Genomic DNA, 20,776 nt, shown 5'->3' with positions numbered 1-20,776 from the left:
GCGGCGAACCGGGCAGCGCGGCTCCGGCCGGACCGTTCGTCCGTATCGACGAGCCGTTCTGTTCCCGGGAGCCGCGCTGCCCGGGTGTGCGGGCGTCGTAGGCAGCGGCGGTCAGTGCGCCTTCTCGACGAACTCCGTGGTGTACGTCTTTGGCCAGGTCCACCTCGGCGTTCTTCAGGTTCGGGTTGAAGGCCTTCAGGACTATCTCCTTGTGGCTGTTGACCCAGGGCCCTGGTCTGCACGTCGAGCGCGGAGAAAGGCTCGTCCATGAGCAGGATCTCGGGGTCGTTGACGAACGTGGCCGCGAGAGCGACGCGCTTGCGCTGGCCGCCGGACGGCTGGTGGGGGTAACGGTGCTCGAGGGCTTCGCGATCGACGACCCGGTCTTCCTCTCGACCGAGCTCGTGAACTCCCGGATCGATCCCTCGCTCGCTGCCCGCCGCACACTGCACGACGAGTCGCGCGCGGCCGCCCTGACGGCCGCGCGCGAGCTGGGCGGAGGCATCCGATGAGCTGGCTGCTGCTGATCTGCGCCGGGCTGGTCGAGATCACCTGGTCCCAGAGCATCAAGCCGACGCAGGGCTTCACCAGGCCGCTGCCGACGCTGGTGTGCGCCGTGCTCATGATCGGCGCGGTGTATCTGCTCGCGCGGGCCATGGAGGGGCTGCCGGTGGGCACGGCGTACGCGGTCTTCACCGGCATCGGCGCGATCGGGGCCATCGCCCTGGGGATCCTCGTCCATCACGACCCGGTGAGTCCGGGACGGCTGGCGGCGGTCTCCCTGATCGTCGGCGGTGTGGCGCTGGCGCGGATGACGACGCCGTCCGCGTGACCGGCGGGTGCCCGCCTCCCCCGAGGACATCCGGAAGGCGGGCGCCCGGTTCAGCGCGTACCGGTCACGTCCGTCACCCGCCACCCCGCACCGGCGGCGCTTCGCGCAGTGGCTGGTGGCCTCAGGGCCTGAGGCTGCTGACGACGTCGGCCGTGGCCGCCAGGCCGTCCTGGATGGTCGGCGCCATGCTCGTACCCGCGAGGAAGAACCCGAGCATGGCGCAGACCAGCGCATGCGAGATCTTCAGCCCCCCGTTGCGGAGAAAGATCACCGCGAGGATCAGCAGAAGCAGCACCAGTGAGATCGAAATGGCCATGGCCAACCTCCTCCGCCGCGCCGGAATGCGGCATTCGGCCGCCAGTGTGGCGTAGCGGAGGAGCGGTCCGGCGCGCTGGCGTGTCCGCCATCCGGGTGTTGACTGGCTGTCACGCTCGGGGCGGCGCGACCGGTCAGCCGCGGGGGCGGGCGGCCCCGGTCCGGGCGTCCCGGTCATGGGTACGGAGGAAGCGTTCGAGACCCGCCAGATCATCGGTGTTGAGGTGGTCGACCCCGGCGGCCAGCAGCTCCGTCCAGACCGCGTCCCGCCCCGGTCCCGGCGCGTCCGGCGTGGCCCAGAAGCGGACGCGTTGGCCGCTGCGGTGGGCCGTGGCGACGAGCGCGCGCAGTTTGTCCCGCTCGGCCGCGGGGAAGGGGCCCGCGCCCAGCCAGCTGAAGTCATCGCTCCAGCTGCTGCTGATGAGCGGGATGAACGAGGCGGTGGCCGAGGTTTCGAGGTCTTCGGGGCGGCCGTCGTAGAAGGCGTAGCGCGTGCTCTGCGCCTCCATCGGGACGCGGGCGGCACGGTCGCCGGAGATGACTGGGGTGATGGCGCCGGGCCGGACCCGGCCGTGGTGGTACGACGTCAGCATCCGCCGGTAGTGCCGGAGCTGTCGGTCGAGTTCGAGGTAGGCCGCGACTCCGTCCGTCTTGATGTCGATCAGCAGCTGCACGGGTTCGCGGTAGCCGGGGTGGACCGTGCCGTGGTTGGCCCGGACCCTCGCCAGCAGCGGGTCGAGGTAGAGCGAGGCGAGGGTGCGGGCGGGGTCGAGTTCGGTGGCCTCGTGGGCGACCAGCAGTTCCCCGTCCACGAGGAAGATGTCGGCCTCGACGCTGGTGAAGCCGTGCGCGAGCGCGTCGTGCAGGGGGCGCGTGTGCAGGTAGTCGTTGTGCGCGTGGGCCCTGCGCAGCGCCCGCGTCCGGGGACGTCCCGCGGCCGGGGACGCGGAGGCCGCTCCGGAGGCGGCGGCCGTCTGCGAGGGCAGGAACGCGCCTGCGGCCACGGTGGCGAGCGCGGTGGTGACGACGCTTCGGCGGGTCGGGAACGCCATGGATTCTCCCGGGAACGAGTGGTGGACCGGACGGGCGGACGCGACCGAGTATGCGACGGTGATCGCCGCAACGGGCAGACCCCTCACAAGAGTTGATCCGGTCGTCGTCCGCCCGTCGACTGCCGTTCCCCGATCAGGCCGGGACCGTCCAGTGCTGGTTGGCGCCACCGGTGCAGGTGTAGATGCCGAGCGGGGTGCCGTTGGCGCTGCCGCCCCCGTAGGCGTCGAGGCACTTCCCGGTGGCGGGGTTCACGAGGGCCGTTCCGTCGGCCCGCCACTGCTGGGCGGCCGAGCCGTCGCAGGCCGCGGTCCGTACGGTGGTGCCGCTCACGGTCATGCAGTGGAACTGCGCACGGAGCGTGCCGTCGGCGGCCCGTACCCAGTTCTGGTTGTTGCCGCCGTTGCAGCTCCAGAGGTTCAGCTGCGCGCCGGTGGTGCCGCCGGGGATGTCGACGCAGGCGCCCCCGATGCCGGTGAGGGATCCGGACGACGAGTTGCCGATGCCGTCCTCGTGCACGCTGCCGCCGCCCTGCCCCTTCACCGCGGCGCCGCTGGAACACGTACTGCTCACGCTGGTGGAGCCGAGGCCGGCGGTGACGGCACCGCTGCCCGCCGTGCCGCTGGGCAGGTCGAGGAGGGCCTTGGAGTACGGCGAGTCGGCGCAGGTCGCGGCGTTGTTGTTCCAGTCGAAGTACTCGACCCAGTCGACCATTCCACCGGTGGCGACCTTCGCGCCGGTGCCGGTCTGCAGGCTGCCGAGGACGAATGATGTCCCTGCCGTGACGTCGGTGATCGTGGCCCGGTACCAGCCGGCCGTGATGTCGGGTGCGATGCGGAAGCGGTAGTGGTGCCCGGCCGTGAAGCGCTCACCGAGCCGGCAGGTGTAGCCGGTGCCGCCCTCGGTGAACGTCTGGCAGTAGGTGCCCGTGCTTCCCGGCCTGCCTCCGGTGGAGTCCCAGAGCGAGAAGAGGAACAGGCCGCCACCGGAGCGGTTGCGCTGCATGCCGATGTAGCCGCCGACCCCGTTGGTGAAGCCGAACTGGTGGGACCAGAAGACGTTCGCCCGGCCGGGGTCGGACTGTACGGTCGTTCCGAAGGTGACCTCGTCGAGGGCGGTCGTCCCGGCCGGGAACGTGTAGTTGCTGTACGAACCCGGGGTCTGGCCGGTTGCGGCGGACGGCCCAGCCAGCCCCAGGCAGGCGGCGACGGCGAGGATCACCACCACGACGGTGGCGCGCGCTCTGTGCATGTCCCACTCCTTGTCCGGACGGATTGACCCGTCAGTCGGTCATCGACTGGCAACTAGGGCCTCTCCGACGGATCAGGGTCGGACAGGGCGCGGCGTCTGGTGCGGTGCATCGCAAGGCGCCGGAGCGTCTTAATAGCGGAGCTATTCGGACGTTTCGGCAACGCCGCGAGGTGCCGTGCCAGACGCCGCGACCCCGGCCATGATCCGTCGGACAGGCCCTAGTCATGGACTCGTCAATCAGGGTGGGGGTGGCCACGCGCCAGGGGCATGGACTTATCCGGTCGGACTCATGGACTCCTGCGGTGCGCGCGGTCCGGCGCATTCCCGCCAGCCGACCGTACGGTCGCACCAGCGTTCCAGCAGCACCCGGTCGTGGCCGACGGCCAGCAGCCCGGCCCCGGACTCCCTCCGGTAGGACTCGACGACCGCCACCAGCGCGGCGGTCGTCGACGCGTCGAGCATCGCGGTCATCTCGTCGCAGATCAGCCAGCGCGGCCGCAGGACCAGGGCCCTCGCCAGACAGGCACGCTGCAACTGGCCGTCGCTCACCTCGTGCGGGCGCCGGCCGAGCAGCTCGGGCGTGAGCCCGACGGCCGGTGCCAGCCCGGCCACCCGGTCCGTCACCTCCGAGCGGCGGCCGGTCGCCCGCAGCGGCTGGGCGATGAGTTCGCGCAGGGTGAGCCGGGGGTCGGCGGAGAGCCGGGGCTGCTGGAAGACGACGCCGACGGCGGTGCGCTGCGCACGCGGGGCGCCGTGCCGCCAGCCGCGTACCGGTTCGCCGTCGAGCACGACCGTGCCCGCGTACGGACGGTGCAGCAGGGCGGCGACCCTGGCCAGGGTGGACTTGCCGCAGCCGCTCGGGCCCAGCAGCCCGAGGGACTCCCCCGGCGCGAGGCTCAGCGACGCCTCACGGACGACAGGATCGCGGGGGTCGTATCCGGCGGTGATGCGGGTGAGTTCAAGCACGGGCCGGCTCCTCCTCGTCCGCCCGCACAGCGTGGTGGCAGGCGAGACGGCCGTCGAACGGGGGCAGTACGGAACAACGGTCGTCGGCGCGGGTGCAACGGGCCGCGAACGCGCACCCCTCGGGAAGCGCTCCGAGCTCGGGCGGCATTCCGGGGATCGGCACGAACGCGCGCTCCGGCAGCGCGTCGAGGAGGCCGCGCGCGTACGGGTGGCGCGGTCCCGGCTCCCCGAAGAACCCCTCGGCGTCGGCGAGTTCGACGATCCGTCCCGCGTACATCACGGCGACCCGGTCGGCGATCCGCTCGGCCGCCGCGAGATCGTGGGTGATGATCAGCAGCGCCCGGCCGCCGTCGGTGTGGCGGCGCAGTTCGTCGACGGTCCGCTCGACCAGTTCGCGGTCGAGTCCGGTGGTGGGCTCGTCCGCGAGGAGCAGGGGCGCGTCGCCGATCAGGGCGAGTGCGGTCGCGGCCCGCTGGGCGAGACCACCGGAGAGCTCGTGCGGATACCGGTCGAGGTGCCCGGCCGGGAACGAGGCACGTGCGGCGGCCTGTTCGGCCGCCGGGCGCAGGGCGGGCCCGCGGACGCCGGTCAGCTCGCGGAGGGTCTCCTCCAGCTGGGCGCGCACGGTGCGGACCGGGGTGAGGTGCGCGGCGGGGCTCTGCGGCACGAGTCCGATGCGGCGGCCCCGAACCGTACGGGCGAGGGTGCGTTCACCGGCGGTGAGAAGGTCGGTGCCGTCGCCGAGCAGCGCCGAGCCGGAGGTCCGCGCATTGCCGGGAAGCAGCCCCAGCAGTGCCGAGGCCAGCACGGATTTGCCGCAGCCGCTCTCGCCGACCAGGGCCAGGCACTCCCCCGCCGCGAGGTCGAAGTGTGCGTCGGCGACGGCGGCGATGTGCCGACCGCCCCGCATCCGGAAGCGCACGGAGAGTCCACGGACGGAGAGCACCGGCGTCTTCGGGCCGGGGGTGGTCATCACAGCATCAGCTCCGATCGGCGGCGCGGGTTGATCCGTTCCCGCCAGGCGCCGGCGAGGCCCGCCAGCGCGAGGGTCGGAACGATCAGGAACAGGCCGGGGAAGAGCGTCGGCCACCAGTCCCCGGCGAGGAGCGAACCGCGCGCAGTCTGTACGAGATTGCCCAGGCTCGCCTGATGGGTGGGCAGTCCGAGCCCCAGGAAGGAGAGCGCGGACTCGTGCCACATGGCATGCGGCACCATCAGCACGGCGGCCAGGCCCGCCTGCGGAAGCACCGCGGGCAGCAGATGCCGGACGACGACCCGCCCGCGCGAGGCCCCGCCGGAGATCGCCGCGTCGATGAAAGGGCGCGAGCGCAGCGACAGCACCTCGGAGCGGACGATCCTGGCCGTCGAGAGCCAGTGGGTGAGCGCGACGGACACGATCACCGGGCCGACGCCGGGCCGGAACATGGCGACGATGAAGATGCCGAGCAGCAGGTGCGGTACGGAGGAGAAGGTGTCCACGAGCCGCATGACGATGCGGTCGGTCCAGCCCCCGGACGCCGCGGCCAGCGCGCCGACCGCGGTCCCGATGACGGTTGCGGTGAGCCCGGCGACGACGCCGACGAGCAGCGAGACGCGGAGCCCGTAGACGCAGCGCAGCAGCAGATCGCGCCCGACGTCGTCGGTGCCGAACGGGTGCTCCCAGGACGGTGGCCGGAGCTTGGCGCCGAGGTCGACGGCCTGCTGGTCGAGCTGGACCAGCGGCGGCACGAGCAGGACCGCGAGCAGCACCGCGGCGACGATCCCGGCGGAAGCGATCACGCGGATGCGACGGGTGGTGCGGCGCGCGGGTCCGAGGTCGGTCTCAGCCATCGAAGCCCACTCTCGGGTCGGCGATCGCGTACAGCAGATCGGAGAGGAGGTTGCCGAGGACGACCGCCACGGTGGCCAGCACCGTGAGCGCGGCCAGCAGCGGGAAGTCGACAGAGGTGGCGGCCTGCACGGTGGCGGCGGCGATGCCGGGCCAGCTGAACACCGTCTCGACGAGCAGGGCGCCGGTGATGAGTTCGGGGACGCGGGAGCCGATGAGGGTGAGCATCGGCAGCATCCCGGAGCGCAGCGCGTGGCCGAGCAGTACGGTGCGCTCGCGCAGTCCACGGGCGCGGGCGCCGCGCACCGGGTCCTCGCCGAGCGCGTCCGCGACACCCTGGCGCACGTAGAGGAAGAACCACGGCAACTGGGAGATCCCGAGCACGGCCGCGGGGAGCACCAGGTGGGTGGCGACCTGCCCGAAGGTGACGGTGTCGCTGGCCGCGTCGGTGAGGCCGCCGGCCGGGAGCACGTCGAGTTCCAGGGCGAAGAACCAGATGGCGAGCAGTCCGAGCCAGAAGGCCGGGGCGGCTTCGAGCGTGTACGCGGCGGAGCTGACGCACCGGTCGAGCAGGCGGCCTGGCCTGCGTGCGGCCAGCACGCCGAGGCCCGTGCCGAGGACCACGGCGACGGCGAAGGCGGTCGCGGCGAGCAGTACGGACCAGCCCAGGCGTTCGCCGATGACATCGGCGACCGGCTGGCGCATGACGGCGGAGTCGCCGAGGTCGCCACCGAGCGCGGAGGTCAGCCAGTTCCACCAGCGGCTCACGAGCGGCTGGTCGACACCGAGGTTGGCCCGAAGCTGGTCGAGGTTCTCCTGCGACGCGCTGAGGCCTGCGGTGCCCGCATACGCCTTGACCGGGTCGAAGGGGGAAGCGGCGGCGACGGCGAAGACGCCGAACGTCACGGCGGCCAGGACGGGGACGGCGAGCAGCGCCCGCCGTCCCGCCATCCTGCCCATCGACCCCCAGGGGAGGCGGTGGTTCACTTCTTCGGCGTCCAGTCCTCGACGTTCCACCACGGGCCGGATGCCAGTCCGTGGTCGTGCGGTTCGACCTGGGTGGTGAGGGCGCCGAAGCGGTCCTTCACGACGTAGAGGTGGTCGATGTGCGTGAGGAAGGTGTAGCCGGGGTCCTTCACCAGTTCACGCTGGACGGTGTCGTAGGCGGCCTTGCGTTCGGCGCCGTCACCGCTCCTGCGGCCCGATTCGAGGGCCCGGTCGACGGCCTTGTTGTCGTACCACGCCATGTTGTTGAAGCCGTCGCCCGCGAGCGAGGACTTCAGCAGCGAGTACTGGTCGAAGTCGGGGTCGGCGGGTGATCCGCCGCCCGCGAGGACCGCGTCCTGCTTCATCCGGGGCTCGATGACCTCCCAGGTCCCGGCCTCGGTGGTGATGTCGATGCCTGCCTTCTTGGCGTCGGAGGCGTAGGCGAGCGCGTGGTCCTGGCGCAGCTTGTCGCCGGTGAGGTACCAGAGCGGGAAGGCGGCGCGTACACCGTCCCTGGTGCGGATGCCGTCCTTGCCGGGCTTCCACCCGGCGTCGTCGAGGATCCTCTTCGCGGCGGCGAGGTCGTGGGTGCGTTCGGTTCCCTTGGTGAACCACTCGCTGTCGGTGGGGACGGGCCCGTAGGCGGGCCTGCCCTCGCCGTTGAGGATGGAGTCGACCATGGCCTTCCGGTCGACGGCGACATCGAGGGCGCGCCGGACGGCGATGTCGCCCGTGACCTCGTTGTGGGTGGGCAGGGTCACGGTGCGGTAGTCGTACGTCGTGGCGGCGTACGTCCGGGTGCCGCTGCCGCGGGCGAAGCCCTTGGCCAGGGCGGGAGGCAGGATCGCGCCGTCGAGATCCCCGGAGCGCAGCCGGGTGGCGCGTACGTCGTCGTCCTTGATGATCGCCATGGTGAACTTCTTCACCTTCGGCGCGCCGCCCCAGTAGCCGGGGTTGGCCTTGAAGCTGATCTTCTCACCCTTGGACCACTTGGTGAGCAGATATGGTCCGGTGCCTATGGGACGGGTGGTGAAGGCGCCGGTGTTGACGTCCTGCTTGCCCGCGACGTGTTCGGGTGCGATGGGCAGGACCGTGCGCTGGGCGAAGGGCGCATAGGGGTATTTGAGCGTGAAGACGACGGTGTCGTCGCCGGTCGCCTCGACGCTCTTCACCGCGTCGAGTTCGGTGCGGGAGGCGTTGTTGGTCTTCTTGTCGAGGATGGTCCGGTAGGTGAAGACCACGTCCTTCGCGCCGAACGGTTCGCCGTCGCTGAACTTCACGCCCTTGCGGAGCCGGTACGTGTACGTCAGCCCGTCGTCGCTCACCTCGGGCAGTGCGGTGGCGAGCGCGGGCCGCAGCTTCATGCCGTCGTCGAGGGCGAGCAGTCCGTCGAAGATCTTGGAGTTGCCGTCCTTGCCGTAGCCGAGCAGCGGGCTGAGGCTGTCGGGCTCGTAGGCGATGCCGACCACCGCCGAGTCCCCCGCGCCCGATCCGGAGTCGCCGCCGTCCGGGCCACCCGGTTGTGAACAGGCCGCCGCGGTCAACGACAGCACGGTCGCCAGTGTCGCGGCGGCCGCTCCCCGTATCGATCGGGCCGTCATACTCTGCACATCCCTTTACTGAAGATCAGATGTTATTGCGAATCAGTCGCAATTAAACAGCAGGTAAAGGGGTGCCCGGTACCCCGCCGGACAGAGAAAGCGAGGAGCGGAGGCGCGCGTTCACGCACCTCCGCTCCCAAGTCCCGCAGTTCCGCGGGGTGTTCCTTCCCCCGTCGTTACGGTGCGGGCAGTTCCACGAGTTCGGCGATGGTCTCGCGGTGCCGCCCGGCCGTGCCGTACGCGATCGAGTCGGCCTTGGCACGCTTGAGATACAGATGTGCCGGGTGCTCCCAGGTCATGCCGATGCCGCCGTGCAGCTGAACGCACTCCTCCGCGGCGTGCACGGCGACCCCGGAGCAGTACGCCTGCGCGACGGCCACCGCCAGCGGCGTGTCGGGGCTGCCGGTCGCGAGGGCGTCCGCGGCGTTCCGTGCGGCGGCGCGGGCCGACACGACCTCCAGCCAGAGCTGCGCCATGCGGTGCTTGAGAGCCTGGAACGAGCCGACCGGCCGGTTGAACTGGTGCCGTTCACGGGTGTACCGGACCGTCTCGGTCAGACACCACTCGGCGAGTCCGAGCTGTTCGGAGGCGAGCAGTCCGGCGCCCGCCAGCAGCCCTCGGCGCACGGCGGCGACCGCGGACGCGCCGTCGGCCAGCCGGGTTCCGGCGGCCCCGTCGAGGGTGACGGTGGCAAGCGGGCGGGTCAGGTCGAGCGGTACGAGCGGCTCGACGGCAACCCCTTCGGCGCCCGCCTCGACCGCGTACAGGCCGTCGGTCGTGGGCACCAGCAGCACATCGGCGGCGGCCGCGTCGGCGACGCCGGTCACGGCCCCCGTCACCCGGCCGGCCACGACACCGGAGGGCTGTGCGGCGTCGGGCGTCGAGGCGGTGAACGGCACGGCGAGCGCCGCGACCTTGCGGCCCTCGGCGAGGTCGCCGAGGAGTCCGGCGACCGGCCCGTCCGGCGCGCCCAGCGCGAGGAGCGTCTCCGTGGCGACGACCGCACTGGTCAGATAGGGCGCGGGCGTGACGCCGCGGCCCAGCTCCTCCAGCACCACCGCGGCCTCACGATGGCTCGCGCCCTGCCCGCCGAGCTTCTCCGGCACCAGCAGCCCGGCGGTGCCGATGTCGGCCGCGAGGGCCTTCCAGAGGTGCGGGTCGTACGGCGTGTCGGACTCGACGCGGGCCAGCACCGTCGGCGCGTCGCTCCGGTCGGCGAGCAGTGAACGGACCGCTGCCCGCAGGTCCTCCTCGGCCTCCGAGTACAGCAGATCGGGCGCGTGGGTCTCTTCGGTCGGTGCGCTCATCGGGCCAGGTCCTTCCAGGCGACGTCCTTGTCGTTGCGCGGCTCGGCGGGCAGGCCGAGGACGCGCTCGGCAACGATGTTGAGCAGCACCTCGCTGGTGCCGCCCTCGATGGAGTTGCCCTTGGAGCGGAGATAGCGGTAGCCGGCGTCGCGGCCGGTGAAGTCGACGAGCTCCGGCCGGCGCATGGTCCAGTCGCCGTACAACAGCCCTTCCTCGCCGAGCAGTTCGACTTCCAGGCCGCTGATCTCCTGGTTGAGCCGGGCGAAGGCGAGCTTCATCCCGGAGCCTTCGGGGCCGGGCTGTCCGGCGACGAGCTGCTGGCGCAGCCGGGTGCCGGTGAGCCTGGCCACCTCGGCCTCGACCCAGAGGGTCAGCAGGCGCTGATGAAGGTCGTGGGTGCGCAGTTCGGGGCGTTCGCGCCAGGTGCGGGCGACCGGGCCGATCATGCCGCCCTCGCGCGGGATACGCGCCCCGCCGATGGAGACCCGCTCGTTCATCAGCGTGGTCTGCGCGACCTTCCAGCCCTCGCCGACCGGGCCGAGGCGCCTGCTGTCGGGGATGCGTACGCCGGTCAGGAAGACCTCGTTGAACTCGGCCTCGCCGGTGATCTGGCGCAGCGGCCGGACCTCGACGCCGGGGTCGGTCATGTCGCAGATGAAGTAGCTGATGCCACGGTGCTTGGGCAGGTCCGGGTCGGTGCGGGCGATGAGGATCGCCCAGCGGGCCAGATGGGCGCTGGACGTCCAGACCTTCTGTCCGTCGACCACCCAGTCCTCGCCGTCGCGGACGGCGCGGGTGCCGAGGGCCGCGAGGTCGGAGCCGGCGCCCGGTTCGCTGAAGAGCTGGCACCAGACCTCCTCGCCGACCCACAACGGCCGCAGGAAGCGCTGCTTCTGCTCGTCGGTGCCGTAGCCGAGGATGGTGGGGGCGGCCATGCCGAGGCCGATCCCGATCCGGCGCGGGTCGTTGTCGGGGGCGCCCGCCGCGGCGAGTTCGGCGTCGACGACGGGTTGCAGGGAGCGCGGCGCGTCGAGGCCGCCGAGGCCGGCCGGGTAGTGCACCCAGGCCAGTCCGGCGTCGAAGCGGGCCTTGAGGAATTCGGTGCGGCCGGTGGTGGCCGGGGGGTGTGCGGCGAGCAGGTCCTGGGTGCGGCGGCGGAGTTCGGCCGCGTCGGGTGCGGTCATCGGGCGGCTCCTGACGGGAGGACGACGATCCGGCCGGTGCTGGTGCCGTCGGCGACCCGCTGGACGGCCGCCGCGGCCCCGGCCAGCCCGACTCGTTCGCTGACCAGCGGTTTGACGACACCCTGCGCGGCAAGCCGGGTGAGTTCGTCGTGGCAGGCCCGGACGGCGGCCGGGTCCTTGGTGTTGTACAGGCCCCAGTGGAGTCCGACGATCGAGTAGTTCTTGACCAGTGCGTGGTTCAGCGCCGGGGTGGGGATGATGCCGCTCGCGAAGCCGACGACGATCACCCGGCCCTCGAAGGCGATGCACTTGACGGACTTGGCGTAGGCGTCGCCGCCGACCGGGTCGTACACCACGTCGGCGCCGCGTCCGCCGGTGGCTTCCTTGACCGCGGCGACGATGTCCTCGCTGTGGCGGTCGATGACCAGGTCGCAGCCGAGCCCGGTGGCGGTCCTGGCCTTCTCCGGGCCCCCGACCACGCCGATGACGGTGGCTCCGGCGGCCCTGCCGAGCTGGACGGCGGCGCTGCCGACCCCACCGGCCGCCGCATGGACCAGCAGGGTCTCGCCCGCGCGGAGGTGCGCCCTGCGGTGCAGGCCGAACCACCCCGTCTGGTAGCCGATGTGCAGGGCGGCGGCCTCGGCGTCGTCCAGGGCGTCCGGGGCGGGCAGCAGCGCCGCCTCGTCCGCGACGACGTACTCGGCGAACCCGCCGTTCGGCAGGGTGGGGGTGGCGAGCACCCGCCGCCCGTCCGCCGTCCGGCCGCAGATCTCCACGCCGGGGGTGAAGGGCAGCGGCGGCCGCACCTGGTACTGGCCCCGGCAGAGCAGCGCGTCGGGGAAGTTGATGTTCGCCGCGAGCACCTCGACGAGCACCTGCCCGTCGCCGGGCATGGGCCTGTCCGTCTCCTCCAGCCGCATCACCTCGCTCGGCTCGCCGTTCCGGTGCACTCGCCATGCCTGCATGAGGGGCCTCCACAACACTGTCGGCATTACCACTGCTCCGGCGCATACTAAGCAGTCGCTTGCTCCTCTGGGAACAACCTGCCGGCACCGGTTTCGGCCGGACCCGGACATGGGTGCGCCCGGTCCGGTCCGAAGAGGCTTCGGACCGGACCGGGCGCGGGACGGTTCGTGCGGGCGTCAGCCCTGGCCGGCCACCACCACCTCCGCGATCTGCGGTGCCGCCGACCCTTCGCGCCAGGCGAGCCGCACCGCGTCGGCCGTGCGGCCCGCCGTGTCGACCCGGGTGTACGGGCCGTCGAGCGCGCCGACGGTCTGCCACTTGCCGTCGGTCCCGCGCAGCTGGATGTCGGCGCGGGCAGCGGACCCGGCCGACTGCAGGACGGTGACGGAAGGCACGTCACGCGCGGCGACGAGCCCCAGCTCCAGCGTCTCCCCGGCCTCCGGGGCGCGGGCCGCCCGGTAGACGGTGCCCGGGTCCCCGTCAGACGCCGCGCGCAGCGAGGATCCGGCCGCGGCGGGCGGCCCTCCGGCCACCGCGCCGTCATCCGTCGGGACGCTGAACTCCCGTACGACGAGCCAGTTGTCCTGGCCCGCGGTCGCCCGTGCCCGCATGTAGCGCGCCTTCGTTCCGGCGGGCGCGGTCGCGGTGACGTCCGGCTTTCCGGAGAAGGCGGCGAGCTGCTGCCAGTTCTGTCCGTCGGCCGAGTACTCGAGCACCCCTTGGTGGAGGTAGTCCTCGCTGCTGCCGGGCTTGCCCATCGCGAGGGTGACGGAGCCGATGTCACGGACCCGGCCGAGGTCCACGGTGATCCCGTCGCCCGCGGCGGGCGCCCCGTCGCTCCAGAAGTACGTGGAGTCGTCGCCGTCCAGCATCCGGGCGACGGTGTTGCTCTGGTAGGTGCCCAGGTCCGTCGAGGCCGTGGGCCTGCCGCTCATGCCGAGTATCCGGTCGTGCTCGGCGTTCGCCGCGTCGATGAACCGGTCCAGGACGCCGTCGCCGACGAGGACCGGCACCCTGCGTCCGTCGAGCCCGGTGTAGGTGAAGGACTTCGCCGCGGTGACCTGCGCGGGCAACTGCTGCCGCAACTCCCAGGCCTGCGCGCCCTTTCCGGCGCGGGCCGCCTCGACCATGCGCAGGGCGTTACGGGCGGCGGTGGCCCAGGACCCGGTCGCGTCCAGCCAGGGGCCGGCGTCGGCGATGAAGCCGCGGTCCGGAAGGCCGTCGCGCAGCCGGCCGGGGGCCGAGCCGAGCGCGCCGAGCACCGAGGTGAGCCGGGCGGCGTCACCGGACTTCCAGTAGCGGGCGAACTCCGCCGCCAGTTCGGGGGCCTGGTCCTTGTTGAGGGCCGAGCTGTAGTTCGCGTCGGCGAAGGCCCGCAGTGCCTTCTGGGTGCGCGGGTCGCCGCCCGCATACTCCTTCAGCCCCTCGCCCCATGAGGTGCGGGGGTCGTACGCGGCGTCGTTCCACGCGTAGTCGGCGACGGTGTACAGCGCGATCTTCGAGGCGTACGGCTGGATCATCGGGTTCGCCGTGATCCCGGCCAGCTTGCCGGGCAGGCCCTTCTCCCGACCGCTGAACGGGCCGAGCAGCAGCCGGTTCGTCGCGTAGTCGTTGACCGGGTAGTTGTCCCAGGTCAGGATCGGATGACCGAAGACCGTGCGGGCGGCCTCCGCCTGGGCGACGGTCATGGTCGGCGCGACGACTCCGACGCCCGTCCACTCGACCAGGACATTGGGGTCGAGCTGCTGGGACAGCGCCTTCTTGTACGGCGAGGCGGAGACGTTGTAGTACTCGGTCGGGACCATCTGGAGCGGCTGGGCACCCGGGTGGGTCGCGATGAACTCCTTGTTGACCCGGTTGAGCAGATGCGCCTGCGCCGCGCCCGCCGCACCGCCACCGGTCCCCCACTTCGCCTTGTCCTCGGCGCAGTTCCAGTCGGTGTAGCTGATGTCGTCGAGCGGCACGGCGAAGGTACGTACACCGATGTCCCAGATGGTCTGGAACTTGTCGACGAGCGCCTTGGCGTCCGCGTCCGAGCTGTAGCAGACGGAGAGGCCGGGCGAGAGCGCGTACGTGAACTCCACATGCCGCTGCGCGGCCCGGTCCGCGAGCTCCTTGATCCGGTCCAGCTGGTCGGCCGGGTAGGCGTCGCGCCACTTCGCTCGGAGATACGCGTCGTCCTTCGGCGAGTACACGTAGATGTTCATCTTGTGCTCGCCGTAGTAGTCGAGCTGGTCGAGCCGCGCCTCGTGCGACCACGGAGTGCCGTAGAAGCCTTCGATGACACCGCGCAGCGCGGTGCCGGGCCAGTCGCGCACCGCGAGTCCGGCGACCCCGGCCCCCGGATGCTTCGCCTGCGGCAGGATCTGACGCAGCGTCTGCGCCGCGTAGTACGTGCCCGTGGTGTCCTTGCCCGCGAGGACGATGCGCTCGGCGCCGATGCCGAGCACATAGCCGTCGGCGGGCAGCGCGGACGGGCCGTCGATCCGCTGCGCGGCGAGCGCGGCGGAGTCACCGACATGGACCGTGAGCCCGCTCCGGGCGGGTCTCTCGGCGCGTACGACGCGCTGGGCGCCGGCCCGGCGCAGCGCGCTCTCCACGACCTGCATGGCGGACTCGTCGGAGGTCTTGCCCGCCACCAGGGTGACGGTCGGGCTGATGGTGATCCGGTCGGCCCGGGGCTTCACGGACTGCGGGGTCGGCGTGATGGCCGGGGCCGGCCGGCCGTCCGCGGCCGTCGTCGGGGTGGCGGCGCGGGTGCTGTCGGCCGCCTGGGCGGGCGGCACGGCGGTCAGCAGACCGCCGACGAGCAGGGTCGCCGCGGTGCCGAGCGCGGCGAGACGGGGTGGGCGAGGCGTCACAGGTCCTCCATTGATCACTCAAGTCACCGGAGTCGCGCAGCAGAACAACACCGAATTCAACATCGTGGCGCTTGCATGTCAATGGTCTGGACAACATCAACACGTGGACCTGCGGTTTTACCTTCCGAAGCGGTACCCGCATACGCGCGACATCGAACACGCACAGCCGGAACGCCGAGCGGATCCCGGACCGGAATCAGCGGGTGAAGAGTTCGAAGGCGACGGCCGGGCAGCCGCCGAAACGCTTGCCCTCGGCCCGCGCGTGACCGGTCAGGAAGGTGCGGCAGTACACCTCGGGGTCCTCGTCCGTGAGCCCTTCGATGTACGTGCGGTGCGCCAGCAGCGACTTCACCGAGCGCTCCAGCCCGACCGTCGCGTCGACGGCATGGGTGGGCGTGTTCGACCCGGCGACCGCGACCCACCGCACCCCGTTCCACGGCTGGAGCCCCGACTCAGCGAGTTCCGGAAAGATCCAACGATTGCCCGCGTCGGCGGCGGCGTCCAGAGTGGCGCGGCCGACCGCCCGGTGGTCGGGGGTGTTCCAGGCGACGCCGCCCCAGGTGTCCCGGTGATTGAGCGTGATGACCAGCTCGGGGCGGTGCCTGCGGATGGCCGCGGCGATGTCGCGGCGAAGCGGGAGGCCGTACTCGATCACGCCGTCACGGTGATCCAGGAACTCCACGGTGGAGACACCGACGACCGCGGCGCTCGCCCGCTGCTCCCGCTCGCGCAACGGCGCGCACTTCTCCGGTTCCAGCGTTTCGATGCCGGCTTCACCACGGGTGGCGAGGAGGTAGGAGATCTCGCGCCCCCCGTCGGTCCACCCCGCGATCGCCGCCGCGCAGCCGTACTCCAGGTCATCGGGGTGCGCGGCCACGGCGAGGGCGCGACACCAGTCCGCGGGCATGGGTTCGAGCTGCTCCGTCATGTCGGCAGGCTAGCCGCCCGCGATCGACCCCGCCCCGCGTTGCGCGAGCACCTTCCCCGGCGTCGCGCACGTCTCACCGGAGGGGAGAAATACCCCCTGGGGTATTGGTGTTAATCTGATGCAGAGATACCCCCCGGGGTAAAGCATCACGGAAGGAGCCATGTCGTGTTCTTCGTCGACACCATCGAGACAGCGGGCCTCGGCAACCGCAGCTATCTGGCGGGCGGGCAGCGGGCCGCCGTGGTCGTGGACCCGCCGCGCGACATCGACCGGGTCATAGCCGCTGCCGCCCGGCGCGGCGTACGGATCGCCCTGGTGGCGGAGACGCATCTGCACAACGACTATGTGACGGGCGGCCTGGAGCTGGCCCGCGTCACCGGGGCGCGCTACCTGGTGCCCGCGGCGGCACAGGTCTCCTTCGCCCGCGTCCCGGTCGCGGACGGTGACATCACCCCGGTCGACGACGGCCTCGCGCTGCGTGCACTCGCCACCCCCGGCCACACCCCGCACCACACGTCCTACGTGCTGACGGAGGAGGGCCGCGACGTGGCCGCCTTCACCGGCGGTTCGCTGCTGATCGGCAGTGTGGGCCGGCCCGATCTGGTGGAGCCCCGGCTCACCGCCGAACTGGCCCGTGCCCAGCACGCCTCCGTGCACCGGCTCGCCGATGAGCTCGCGGACGCGGTGCCCGTGCTGCCCACGCACGGCTTCGGCAGTTTCTGCTCGTCCTCGCAGGCCGAGGGGTCTGCCACGACGATCGGCGACGAGCGCGGGCGGAACGACGCGCTGGTCAAGGACGTGGACACCTTTGTCGCGGAACTGCTCGCCGGTCTGGACGATGTCCCCGCGTACTACGCGCACATGGGCCCGGCCAATGCCGCGGGACCGGCTCCGCTCGATCTGACCCCGCCCGACCCGGCCGACGCCGAGGAGATCGCCCGGCGGCTGGCCGCGGGCGAGTGGGTGGTGGACCTGCGCAGCCGGGTGGCGTTCGCCGAGGGGCATGTCGCCGGATCGTTCAACTTCGAGGGCGAGGGCCGGCTCGCGACATATCTGGCCTGGCTGATCCCGTGGGGCAAGCCGGTCACTCTCCTGGCGAGCACCGCCGCCGACATCGCCCACGCACAGCGGGAGCTGTCCCGCGTCGGCATGGGCCGTCCGGTCGCCGCGGCCACCGGCGGTCCCAAGGACTGGGCTGGCACGTCGACGGAGCTGCGGTCGTTGCGCAGGTCCGACTTCGCGGGCCTGACGGCGGCCCGGGAGCAAGGCGAGGACCCGGTCGTACTCGATGTGCGCAGGAACTCCGAGCACCGCGCGGGTGCGATCACGGGAGCGGTGCACATTCCCCTGCACGAGCTGCCCCGGCGGCTGGGCGAGGTGCCGCCGGGCGTCGTGTGGGTGCACTGCGCGGGCGGGACGCGGGCGGCGATCGCCGCGTCGATGCTGGGCGCGGCAGGGCGTGAGGTGGTGGCCGTCGACGACGGTTTCGGCGCGGCGGCACCAGCCGGACTGTGTCTCACAGCTCCCGTGCCCGTCCCATGACCGCGCTGATCGTGGCGCTGGCCGCCGGGGCGGTGGTCGGGCTGGCGCTGGGCGGACTCGGCGGCGGCGGAAGCGTGCTCGCCGTCCCCGCGCTGATCTATCCGCTCGGCTTCGCCCCGGCCGCGGCCACCACCGCCGGGTTGCTCATCGTCATTGCGACGTCGCTGACCGGACTGGTCGCCCATGCCAGGGAGGGCAGGGTCCGCTGGCGTACGGGAGGGCTCTTCGCGGCAGCCGGGATCGTTCCGGCCGCGGTCGCCGGGGCGCTGTCGGTACGGGTCCCGTCCGGGGTGCTGACCGCGGGGTTCGCCGTGCTCGCGGTGGTCGCCGGGATGCGGATGCTCCGCCCGCGGGGCGAGTCGGCGCCGCAGGTCGGGCAGGGTGCGGGGTTCGCGCCCGCCGGACGGGTCGCACGGACGGGCGCCGGGCTCGGCACGGTGACCGGGTTCCTCGGTGTGGGCGGCGGGTTCCTGGTGGTACCCGCGCTGGTCACCGTGGTCGCCGTCCCGATGACCGCGGCGGTCGGCACCAGCCTGCTGGTCATCTCGGTGAACTCGACGGCCGCGCTGGTCACCCGTCTCGCCACGCCCACCGCGCTGGACTGGGCGACGATCGCCCCGTTCACGGCGACGGCGGTGCTCGGTGCCTGGGACGGGCAGCGGCTCGCCGCGAAAGTGTCCACGGCCGCCCTGCAACGGATCTTCGGCGCGGTGCTGCTGGCCGTGGCCGTGTTCATGTTCGTGGACGCCGTGGCGTGAACCACGGCGTCACCCCCGGCCGGCTCAGGCCAGCGAGAGAAAGAGCTTCTCCAGCCGTGCCCGCATCCGGTCGCGGTCCTCCGGCTCGCTGCCGCCGTCGGCCATGCAGTGCTGCAGGCCCGTCGCGATGATCGCGAAACCGGCCCGGTCGAGCGCCCGGGACACGGCCGCCATCTGCGTGATCACGTCCTCGCAGTCCCGGCCCTCCTCGATCATCCTGATCACCCCGGCGAGCTGGCCCTGCGCGCGGCGAAGGCGGTTGAGGACCGATTTCAGTTCGTCGGCCGCCATGTCGAGTTCCACAACATCCTCCTCCTGATACCCCAAGGGGTATTCTAGCCTGACCGGGGAAGGGGGACCGAGTCCCTCCCGAGCCCCGGTGAACGAAAGGAAACACTGCTCGTGACCAGCCCCGTCTCCCTCTCCCCCGCCCAGGCCGCGGCCCGCCTCGCGGAGTTCACCGTCATCGATGTGCGGGCCCCCGGTGAGTACGCTTCCGGGCATGTTCCCGGTGCGTTGAACGTCCCGCTGGACCGCCTGCCCGAGGCCGTGCACGCGCTGAAGTCCGCCGCGGCACGCGGCTCGCTGCTCATGGTGTGCGCCTCCGGCGTCCGCTCCACCCGGGCCTGCGACATTCTCGCCGCCGCCGACGTCGAAGCCGTGACGCTCTCCGGCGGCACCTCGGCCTGGGAGGGTGAGGGACGCGATCTCGACCACCCCTCCGGGGCCCGCGCGACCTGGCCGATGGAGCGTCAGGTCCGGCTCGCCGCCGGTTCGCTCGTGGTGGCCGGCCTGCTCGCCGGGGTGCGTTTCCCCGCGGCGCGCTGGATCTCCGCCGGTATCGGCTCCGGCCTGGTGTTCTCCGCCGTGACCAACACCTGTGGCATGGCGGCGGCCCTGTCGAGGCTTCCGTACAACCGCGCCCCGCGCTCGGCCACGAGCCTGGACGACACGCTGCACGCCCTCCAGGGCTGAGACCCGGCGCGGCGCGCCGTCATCGCGAGGAGCCGGTCACGCAACACGCGCGGCCGGCTCCTCGCGTCACGAGAACGGTCAGATTTCGTCCCGGACCAGGGCCAGCAGCCGGTCCAGTACCCGTGGTCCGCCCGCACGCAGCCCGTCGTGCTCGTACTCATCGGTCACCCAGGTGCGCAGGCCCCGGATCGACGCCGCCGTGCGCAGCGCGTGTTCCGTGTCGACGTACATGTCGTCGTGGTAGACGGCCGCTGCGACCGGCACCTGATTGGCTGCCAGGCGCTCGGTGTCGTACAGCGGCGCCCAGTCGGTACGCGCGGCCAGCAGTTCGGCGGTCTCGCGCAGCGGACGCAGCGCCGGGTCCACCTCGAAGTGCCAGGGGTGGATGCTCTCACCGGTGAAGAGCACCGGGCCGTCGCCCTTGACCGCCGCGGCCGCGTCGAACTGCGGGAATTCCGCCCGGACCCGCTCGGCCGCCCAGCCGGTGGGCTGCTCGCCCTGGCCGTAGATCGCCTCGTGCATCAGCGCGTAGAGGGGATGCCCGGCGAACGAGTTGGCGGCCCTCATGGCCTCCTGGAAGATGTCGGAGAGCTCCGTGCCGAGCGGTGTGCGGACGAAGGCGTTCTCCAGCAGGTAGTGCAGCTGGTGGCTGCCGTTGCCGCCGCCCAGCATGATGCCGAGGGACTGGAACCCCTCGGGCGTCAGCCGGTGTCCGGCACTGTCGGTGGGACGCTCCAGCAGATGGCCGGTGATCTCCCGGGCGCGCTCGACGTCCTGCGGGTAGCGGGCGTAGTGGGCGGCGACCTTGCGCTCGATGCGCGGGTAGGCGGCCCGGTACACGTCGTCGGCGTGCGCGTCGAGGGAGGGCAGCCCACCGGTGATGAGAACGGCCTTGAGCCCTTCGGGGGCGGCCGAAAGATAGCGGACGGCGCAGAAGCCGCCGAAGGACTGGCCGAGGACCGTCCACGGTTCGCCGCCGGTGAGCTGCGGGCGGATCAGCTCGCAGTCGCGCACGATGTTGTCGGACCGGAAGTGGGCGAGGTAGTCGGCCTGCTCGCGCGGGCCGCCGCGCAGCGGCAGGGTCTGCCGGTTGGCCGGGGTGGAGAGGCCGGTGCCGCGCTGGTCCAGCAGCAGCACCCGGAACTCCTGTACGGCCCGCCCCAGCCAGGCCTCCGTACCGATGAAACGCCGGGCACCGAAGCCGGGGCCGCCCTCCAGGTAGACCAGCCACGGCAGCTCCTCGCCGGTCCTGCCGCTCGCCACGGCCTCCCTGCCGAAGACTTCGATCTGCTCACCACCCGGATCGCTGTGGTCGAGCGGGACCGTGAAATAGCGGTCGGTGAAGACGATGCCGGGGTGCCGGTAGCTGCTCACAAGGTGCTCCTGAATCAGATGTGCCACGGACAGTTCAGCACACGGCCGTGA

Annotated in this window: 19 protein-coding genes and 1 pseudogene; 4 read left to right on the top strand and 16 right to left on the bottom strand. The window is 72.1% G+C overall.

Going from position 1 to position 20,776, the window contains the following annotated elements; genetic code table 11:
• Nucleotides 1-224: 224 nt before the first annotated feature.
• Nucleotides 225-365, bottom strand: a pseudogene (locus tag OG978_RS38650) (ATP-binding cassette domain-containing protein); the annotation flags it as partial.
• A gap of 143 nt (nucleotides 366-508) precedes the next feature.
• On the opposite strand from OG978_RS38650, the gene OG978_RS38645 reads away from it, so the two are divergent.
• Nucleotides 509-832 carry a DMT family transporter gene (locus tag OG978_RS38645; RefSeq protein WP_326769686.1) on the top strand — a complete coding sequence of 108 codons (324 nt, stop codon included), beginning with the start codon at nucleotides 509-511 and terminating at the stop codon, nucleotides 830-832.
• Nucleotides 833-953: 121 nt separating this feature from the next.
• Here OG978_RS38645 and OG978_RS38640 read toward each other — a convergent pair whose 3' ends face one another.
• The 13 genes from OG978_RS38640 to OG978_RS38580 all read right to left on the bottom strand — a co-directional run bounded on the left by OG978_RS38640 (nucleotide 954) and on the right by OG978_RS38580 (nucleotide 16,076).
• Nucleotides 954-1,148 carry a hypothetical protein gene (locus tag OG978_RS38640; RefSeq protein WP_326769685.1) on the bottom strand — a complete coding sequence of 65 codons (195 nt, stop codon included), beginning with the start codon at nucleotides 1,146-1,148 and terminating at the stop codon, nucleotides 954-956.
• Between the two features lie 133 nt (nucleotides 1,149-1,281).
• Nucleotides 1,282-2,199 carry a phosphatidylinositol-specific phospholipase C/glycerophosphodiester phosphodiesterase family protein gene (locus OG978_RS38635; protein ID WP_326769684.1) on the bottom strand — a complete coding sequence of 306 codons (918 nt, stop codon included), beginning with the start codon at nucleotides 2,197-2,199 and terminating at the stop codon, nucleotides 1,282-1,284.
• Nucleotides 2,200-2,332: 133 nt separating this feature from the next.
• The gene (locus OG978_RS38630; RefSeq protein ID WP_326769682.1) at nucleotides 2,333-3,448 is read right to left on the bottom strand and encodes a ricin-type beta-trefoil lectin domain protein; all 1,116 of its coding nucleotides are present in this window, start codon (nucleotides 3,446-3,448) and stop codon (nucleotides 2,333-2,335) included.
• Between the two features lie 273 nt (nucleotides 3,449-3,721).
• On the bottom strand, nucleotides 3,722-4,414 hold the full coding sequence (locus OG978_RS38625; RefSeq protein ID WP_326769681.1) for an ABC transporter ATP-binding protein: 693 nt from the start codon (nucleotides 4,412-4,414) through the stop codon (nucleotides 3,722-3,724).
• Nucleotides 4,407-5,387, bottom strand: coding sequence for an ABC transporter ATP-binding protein (locus tag OG978_RS38620; RefSeq protein ID WP_326769680.1), 981 nt, complete (start codon nucleotides 5,385-5,387; stop codon nucleotides 4,407-4,409). Before OG978_RS38620 ends, OG978_RS38625 begins: the two co-directional genes overlap by 8 nt.
• Nucleotides 5,387-6,244 carry an ABC transporter permease gene (locus OG978_RS38615; protein WP_326769679.1) on the bottom strand — a complete coding sequence of 286 codons (858 nt, stop codon included), beginning with the start codon at nucleotides 6,242-6,244 and terminating at the stop codon, nucleotides 5,387-5,389. Before OG978_RS38615 ends, OG978_RS38620 begins: the two co-directional genes overlap by 1 nt.
• Nucleotides 6,237-7,202, bottom strand: coding sequence for an ABC transporter permease (locus OG978_RS38610; RefSeq protein WP_326770287.1), 966 nt, complete (start codon nucleotides 7,200-7,202; stop codon nucleotides 6,237-6,239). Before OG978_RS38610 ends, OG978_RS38615 begins: the two co-directional genes overlap by 8 nt.
• Before the next feature lie 23 nt (nucleotides 7,203-7,225).
• Nucleotides 7,226-8,830, bottom strand: coding sequence for an ABC transporter substrate-binding protein (locus OG978_RS38605; protein WP_326769678.1), 1,605 nt, complete (start codon nucleotides 8,828-8,830; stop codon nucleotides 7,226-7,228).
• 176 nt (nucleotides 8,831-9,006) lie between these two features.
• Nucleotides 9,007-10,137, bottom strand: a complete 1,131-nt coding sequence (locus tag OG978_RS38600) for an acyl-CoA dehydrogenase family protein (RefSeq protein ID WP_326769677.1) — start codon at nucleotides 10,135-10,137, stop codon at nucleotides 9,007-9,009.
• Nucleotides 10,134-11,321, bottom strand: coding sequence for an acyl-CoA dehydrogenase family protein (locus tag OG978_RS38595; RefSeq protein WP_326769676.1), 1,188 nt, complete (start codon nucleotides 11,319-11,321; stop codon nucleotides 10,134-10,136). Before OG978_RS38595 ends, OG978_RS38600 begins: the two co-directional genes overlap by 4 nt.
• Nucleotides 11,318-12,286 (bottom strand): NADPH:quinone oxidoreductase family protein, encoded by a 969-nt coding sequence (locus tag OG978_RS38590; protein ID WP_326769675.1) that lies wholly within the window; start codon nucleotides 12,284-12,286, stop codon nucleotides 11,318-11,320. Before OG978_RS38590 ends, OG978_RS38595 begins: the two co-directional genes overlap by 4 nt.
• 177 nt (nucleotides 12,287-12,463) lie before the next feature.
• Nucleotides 12,464-15,148, bottom strand: a complete 2,685-nt coding sequence (locus OG978_RS38585) for a beta-N-acetylglucosaminidase domain-containing protein (RefSeq protein WP_326769674.1) — start codon at nucleotides 15,146-15,148, stop codon at nucleotides 12,464-12,466.
• A gap of 196 nt (nucleotides 15,149-15,344) precedes the next feature.
• The gene (locus OG978_RS38580; protein WP_326769673.1) at nucleotides 15,345-16,076 is read right to left on the bottom strand and encodes a PIG-L deacetylase family protein; all 732 of its coding nucleotides are present in this window, start codon (nucleotides 16,074-16,076) and stop codon (nucleotides 15,345-15,347) included.
• 165 nt (nucleotides 16,077-16,241) lie between these two features.
• On the opposite strand from OG978_RS38580, the gene OG978_RS38575 reads away from it, so the two are divergent.
• The gene (locus OG978_RS38575) at nucleotides 16,242-17,618 is read left to right on the top strand and encodes an MBL fold metallo-hydrolase (RefSeq protein ID WP_326769672.1); all 1,377 of its coding nucleotides are present in this window, start codon (nucleotides 16,242-16,244) and stop codon (nucleotides 17,616-17,618) included.
• On the top strand, nucleotides 17,615-18,376 hold the full coding sequence (locus OG978_RS38570; protein ID WP_326769671.1) for a sulfite exporter TauE/SafE family protein: 762 nt from the start codon (nucleotides 17,615-17,617) through the stop codon (nucleotides 18,374-18,376). Before OG978_RS38575 ends, OG978_RS38570 begins: the two co-directional genes overlap by 4 nt.
• Before the next feature lie 24 nt (nucleotides 18,377-18,400).
• Here OG978_RS38570 and OG978_RS38565 read toward each other — a convergent pair whose 3' ends face one another.
• Nucleotides 18,401-18,679, bottom strand: coding sequence for a metal-sensitive transcriptional regulator (locus tag OG978_RS38565; protein ID WP_124720304.1), 279 nt, complete (start codon nucleotides 18,677-18,679; stop codon nucleotides 18,401-18,403).
• 99 nt (nucleotides 18,680-18,778) lie between these two features.
• Between OG978_RS38565 and OG978_RS38560 the strand changes: the two genes are divergently transcribed.
• On the top strand, nucleotides 18,779-19,351 hold the full coding sequence (locus OG978_RS38560; RefSeq protein ID WP_326769670.1) for a rhodanese-like domain-containing protein: 573 nt from the start codon (nucleotides 18,779-18,781) through the stop codon (nucleotides 19,349-19,351).
• A 78-nt stretch (nucleotides 19,352-19,429) separates the two neighbouring features.
• Here OG978_RS38560 and OG978_RS38555 read toward each other — a convergent pair whose 3' ends face one another.
• Nucleotides 19,430-20,725, bottom strand: coding sequence for an alpha/beta fold hydrolase (locus OG978_RS38555; RefSeq protein WP_326769669.1), 1,296 nt, complete (start codon nucleotides 20,723-20,725; stop codon nucleotides 19,430-19,432).
• Between the last annotated feature and the right edge of the window lie 51 nt (nucleotides 20,726-20,776).

The organism is Streptomyces sp. NBC_01591 (genome assembly GCF_035918155.1).
Classification (GTDB): Bacteria; Actinomycetota; Actinomycetes; order Streptomycetales; family Streptomycetaceae; genus Streptomyces.
This window is presented reverse-complemented; position numbering and strand designations above follow the sequence as displayed.

What these genes read in the sequence shown, in the direction of transcription:
- OG978_RS38595 (WP_326769676.1), bottom strand. Translation starts at nt 11,321, where the DNA reads ATGACCGCACCCGACGCGGCCGAACTCCGCCGCCGCACCCAGGACCTG.
- OG978_RS38630 (WP_326769682.1), bottom strand. Translation starts at nt 3,448, where the DNA reads ATGCACAGAGCGCGCGCCACCGTCGTGGTGGTGATCCTCGCCGTCGCC.
- OG978_RS38635 (WP_326769684.1), bottom strand. Translation starts at nt 2,199, where the DNA reads ATGGCGTTCCCGACCCGCCGAAGCGTCGTCACCACCGCGCTCGCCACC.
- OG978_RS38645 (WP_326769686.1), top strand. Translation starts at nt 509, where the DNA reads ATGAGCTGGCTGCTGCTGATCTGCGCCGGGCTGGTCGAGATCACCTGG.
- OG978_RS38620 (WP_326769680.1), bottom strand. Translation starts at nt 5,387, where the DNA reads ATGACCACCCCCGGCCCGAAGACGCCGGTGCTCTCCGTCCGTGGACTC.
- OG978_RS38605 (WP_326769678.1), bottom strand. Translation starts at nt 8,830, where the DNA reads ATGACGGCCCGATCGATACGGGGAGCGGCCGCCGCGACACTGGCGACC.
- OG978_RS38640 (WP_326769685.1), bottom strand. Translation starts at nt 1,148, where the DNA reads ATGGCCATTTCGATCTCACTGGTGCTGCTTCTGCTGATCCTCGCGGTG.
- OG978_RS38570 (WP_326769671.1), top strand. Translation starts at nt 17,615, where the DNA reads ATGACCGCGCTGATCGTGGCGCTGGCCGCCGGGGCGGTGGTCGGGCTG.
- OG978_RS38590 (WP_326769675.1), bottom strand. Translation starts at nt 12,286, where the DNA reads ATGCAGGCATGGCGAGTGCACCGGAACGGCGAGCCGAGCGAGGTGATG.
- OG978_RS38600 (WP_326769677.1), bottom strand. Translation starts at nt 10,137, where the DNA reads ATGAGCGCACCGACCGAAGAGACCCACGCGCCCGATCTGCTGTACTCG.
- OG978_RS38615 (WP_326769679.1), bottom strand. Translation starts at nt 6,244, where the DNA reads ATGGCTGAGACCGACCTCGGACCCGCGCGCCGCACCACCCGTCGCATC.
- OG978_RS38580 (WP_326769673.1), bottom strand. Translation starts at nt 16,076, where the DNA reads ATGACGGAGCAGCTCGAACCCATGCCCGCGGACTGGTGTCGCGCCCTC.
- OG978_RS38610 (WP_326770287.1), bottom strand. Translation starts at nt 7,202, where the DNA reads ATGGGCAGGATGGCGGGACGGCGGGCGCTGCTCGCCGTCCCCGTCCTG.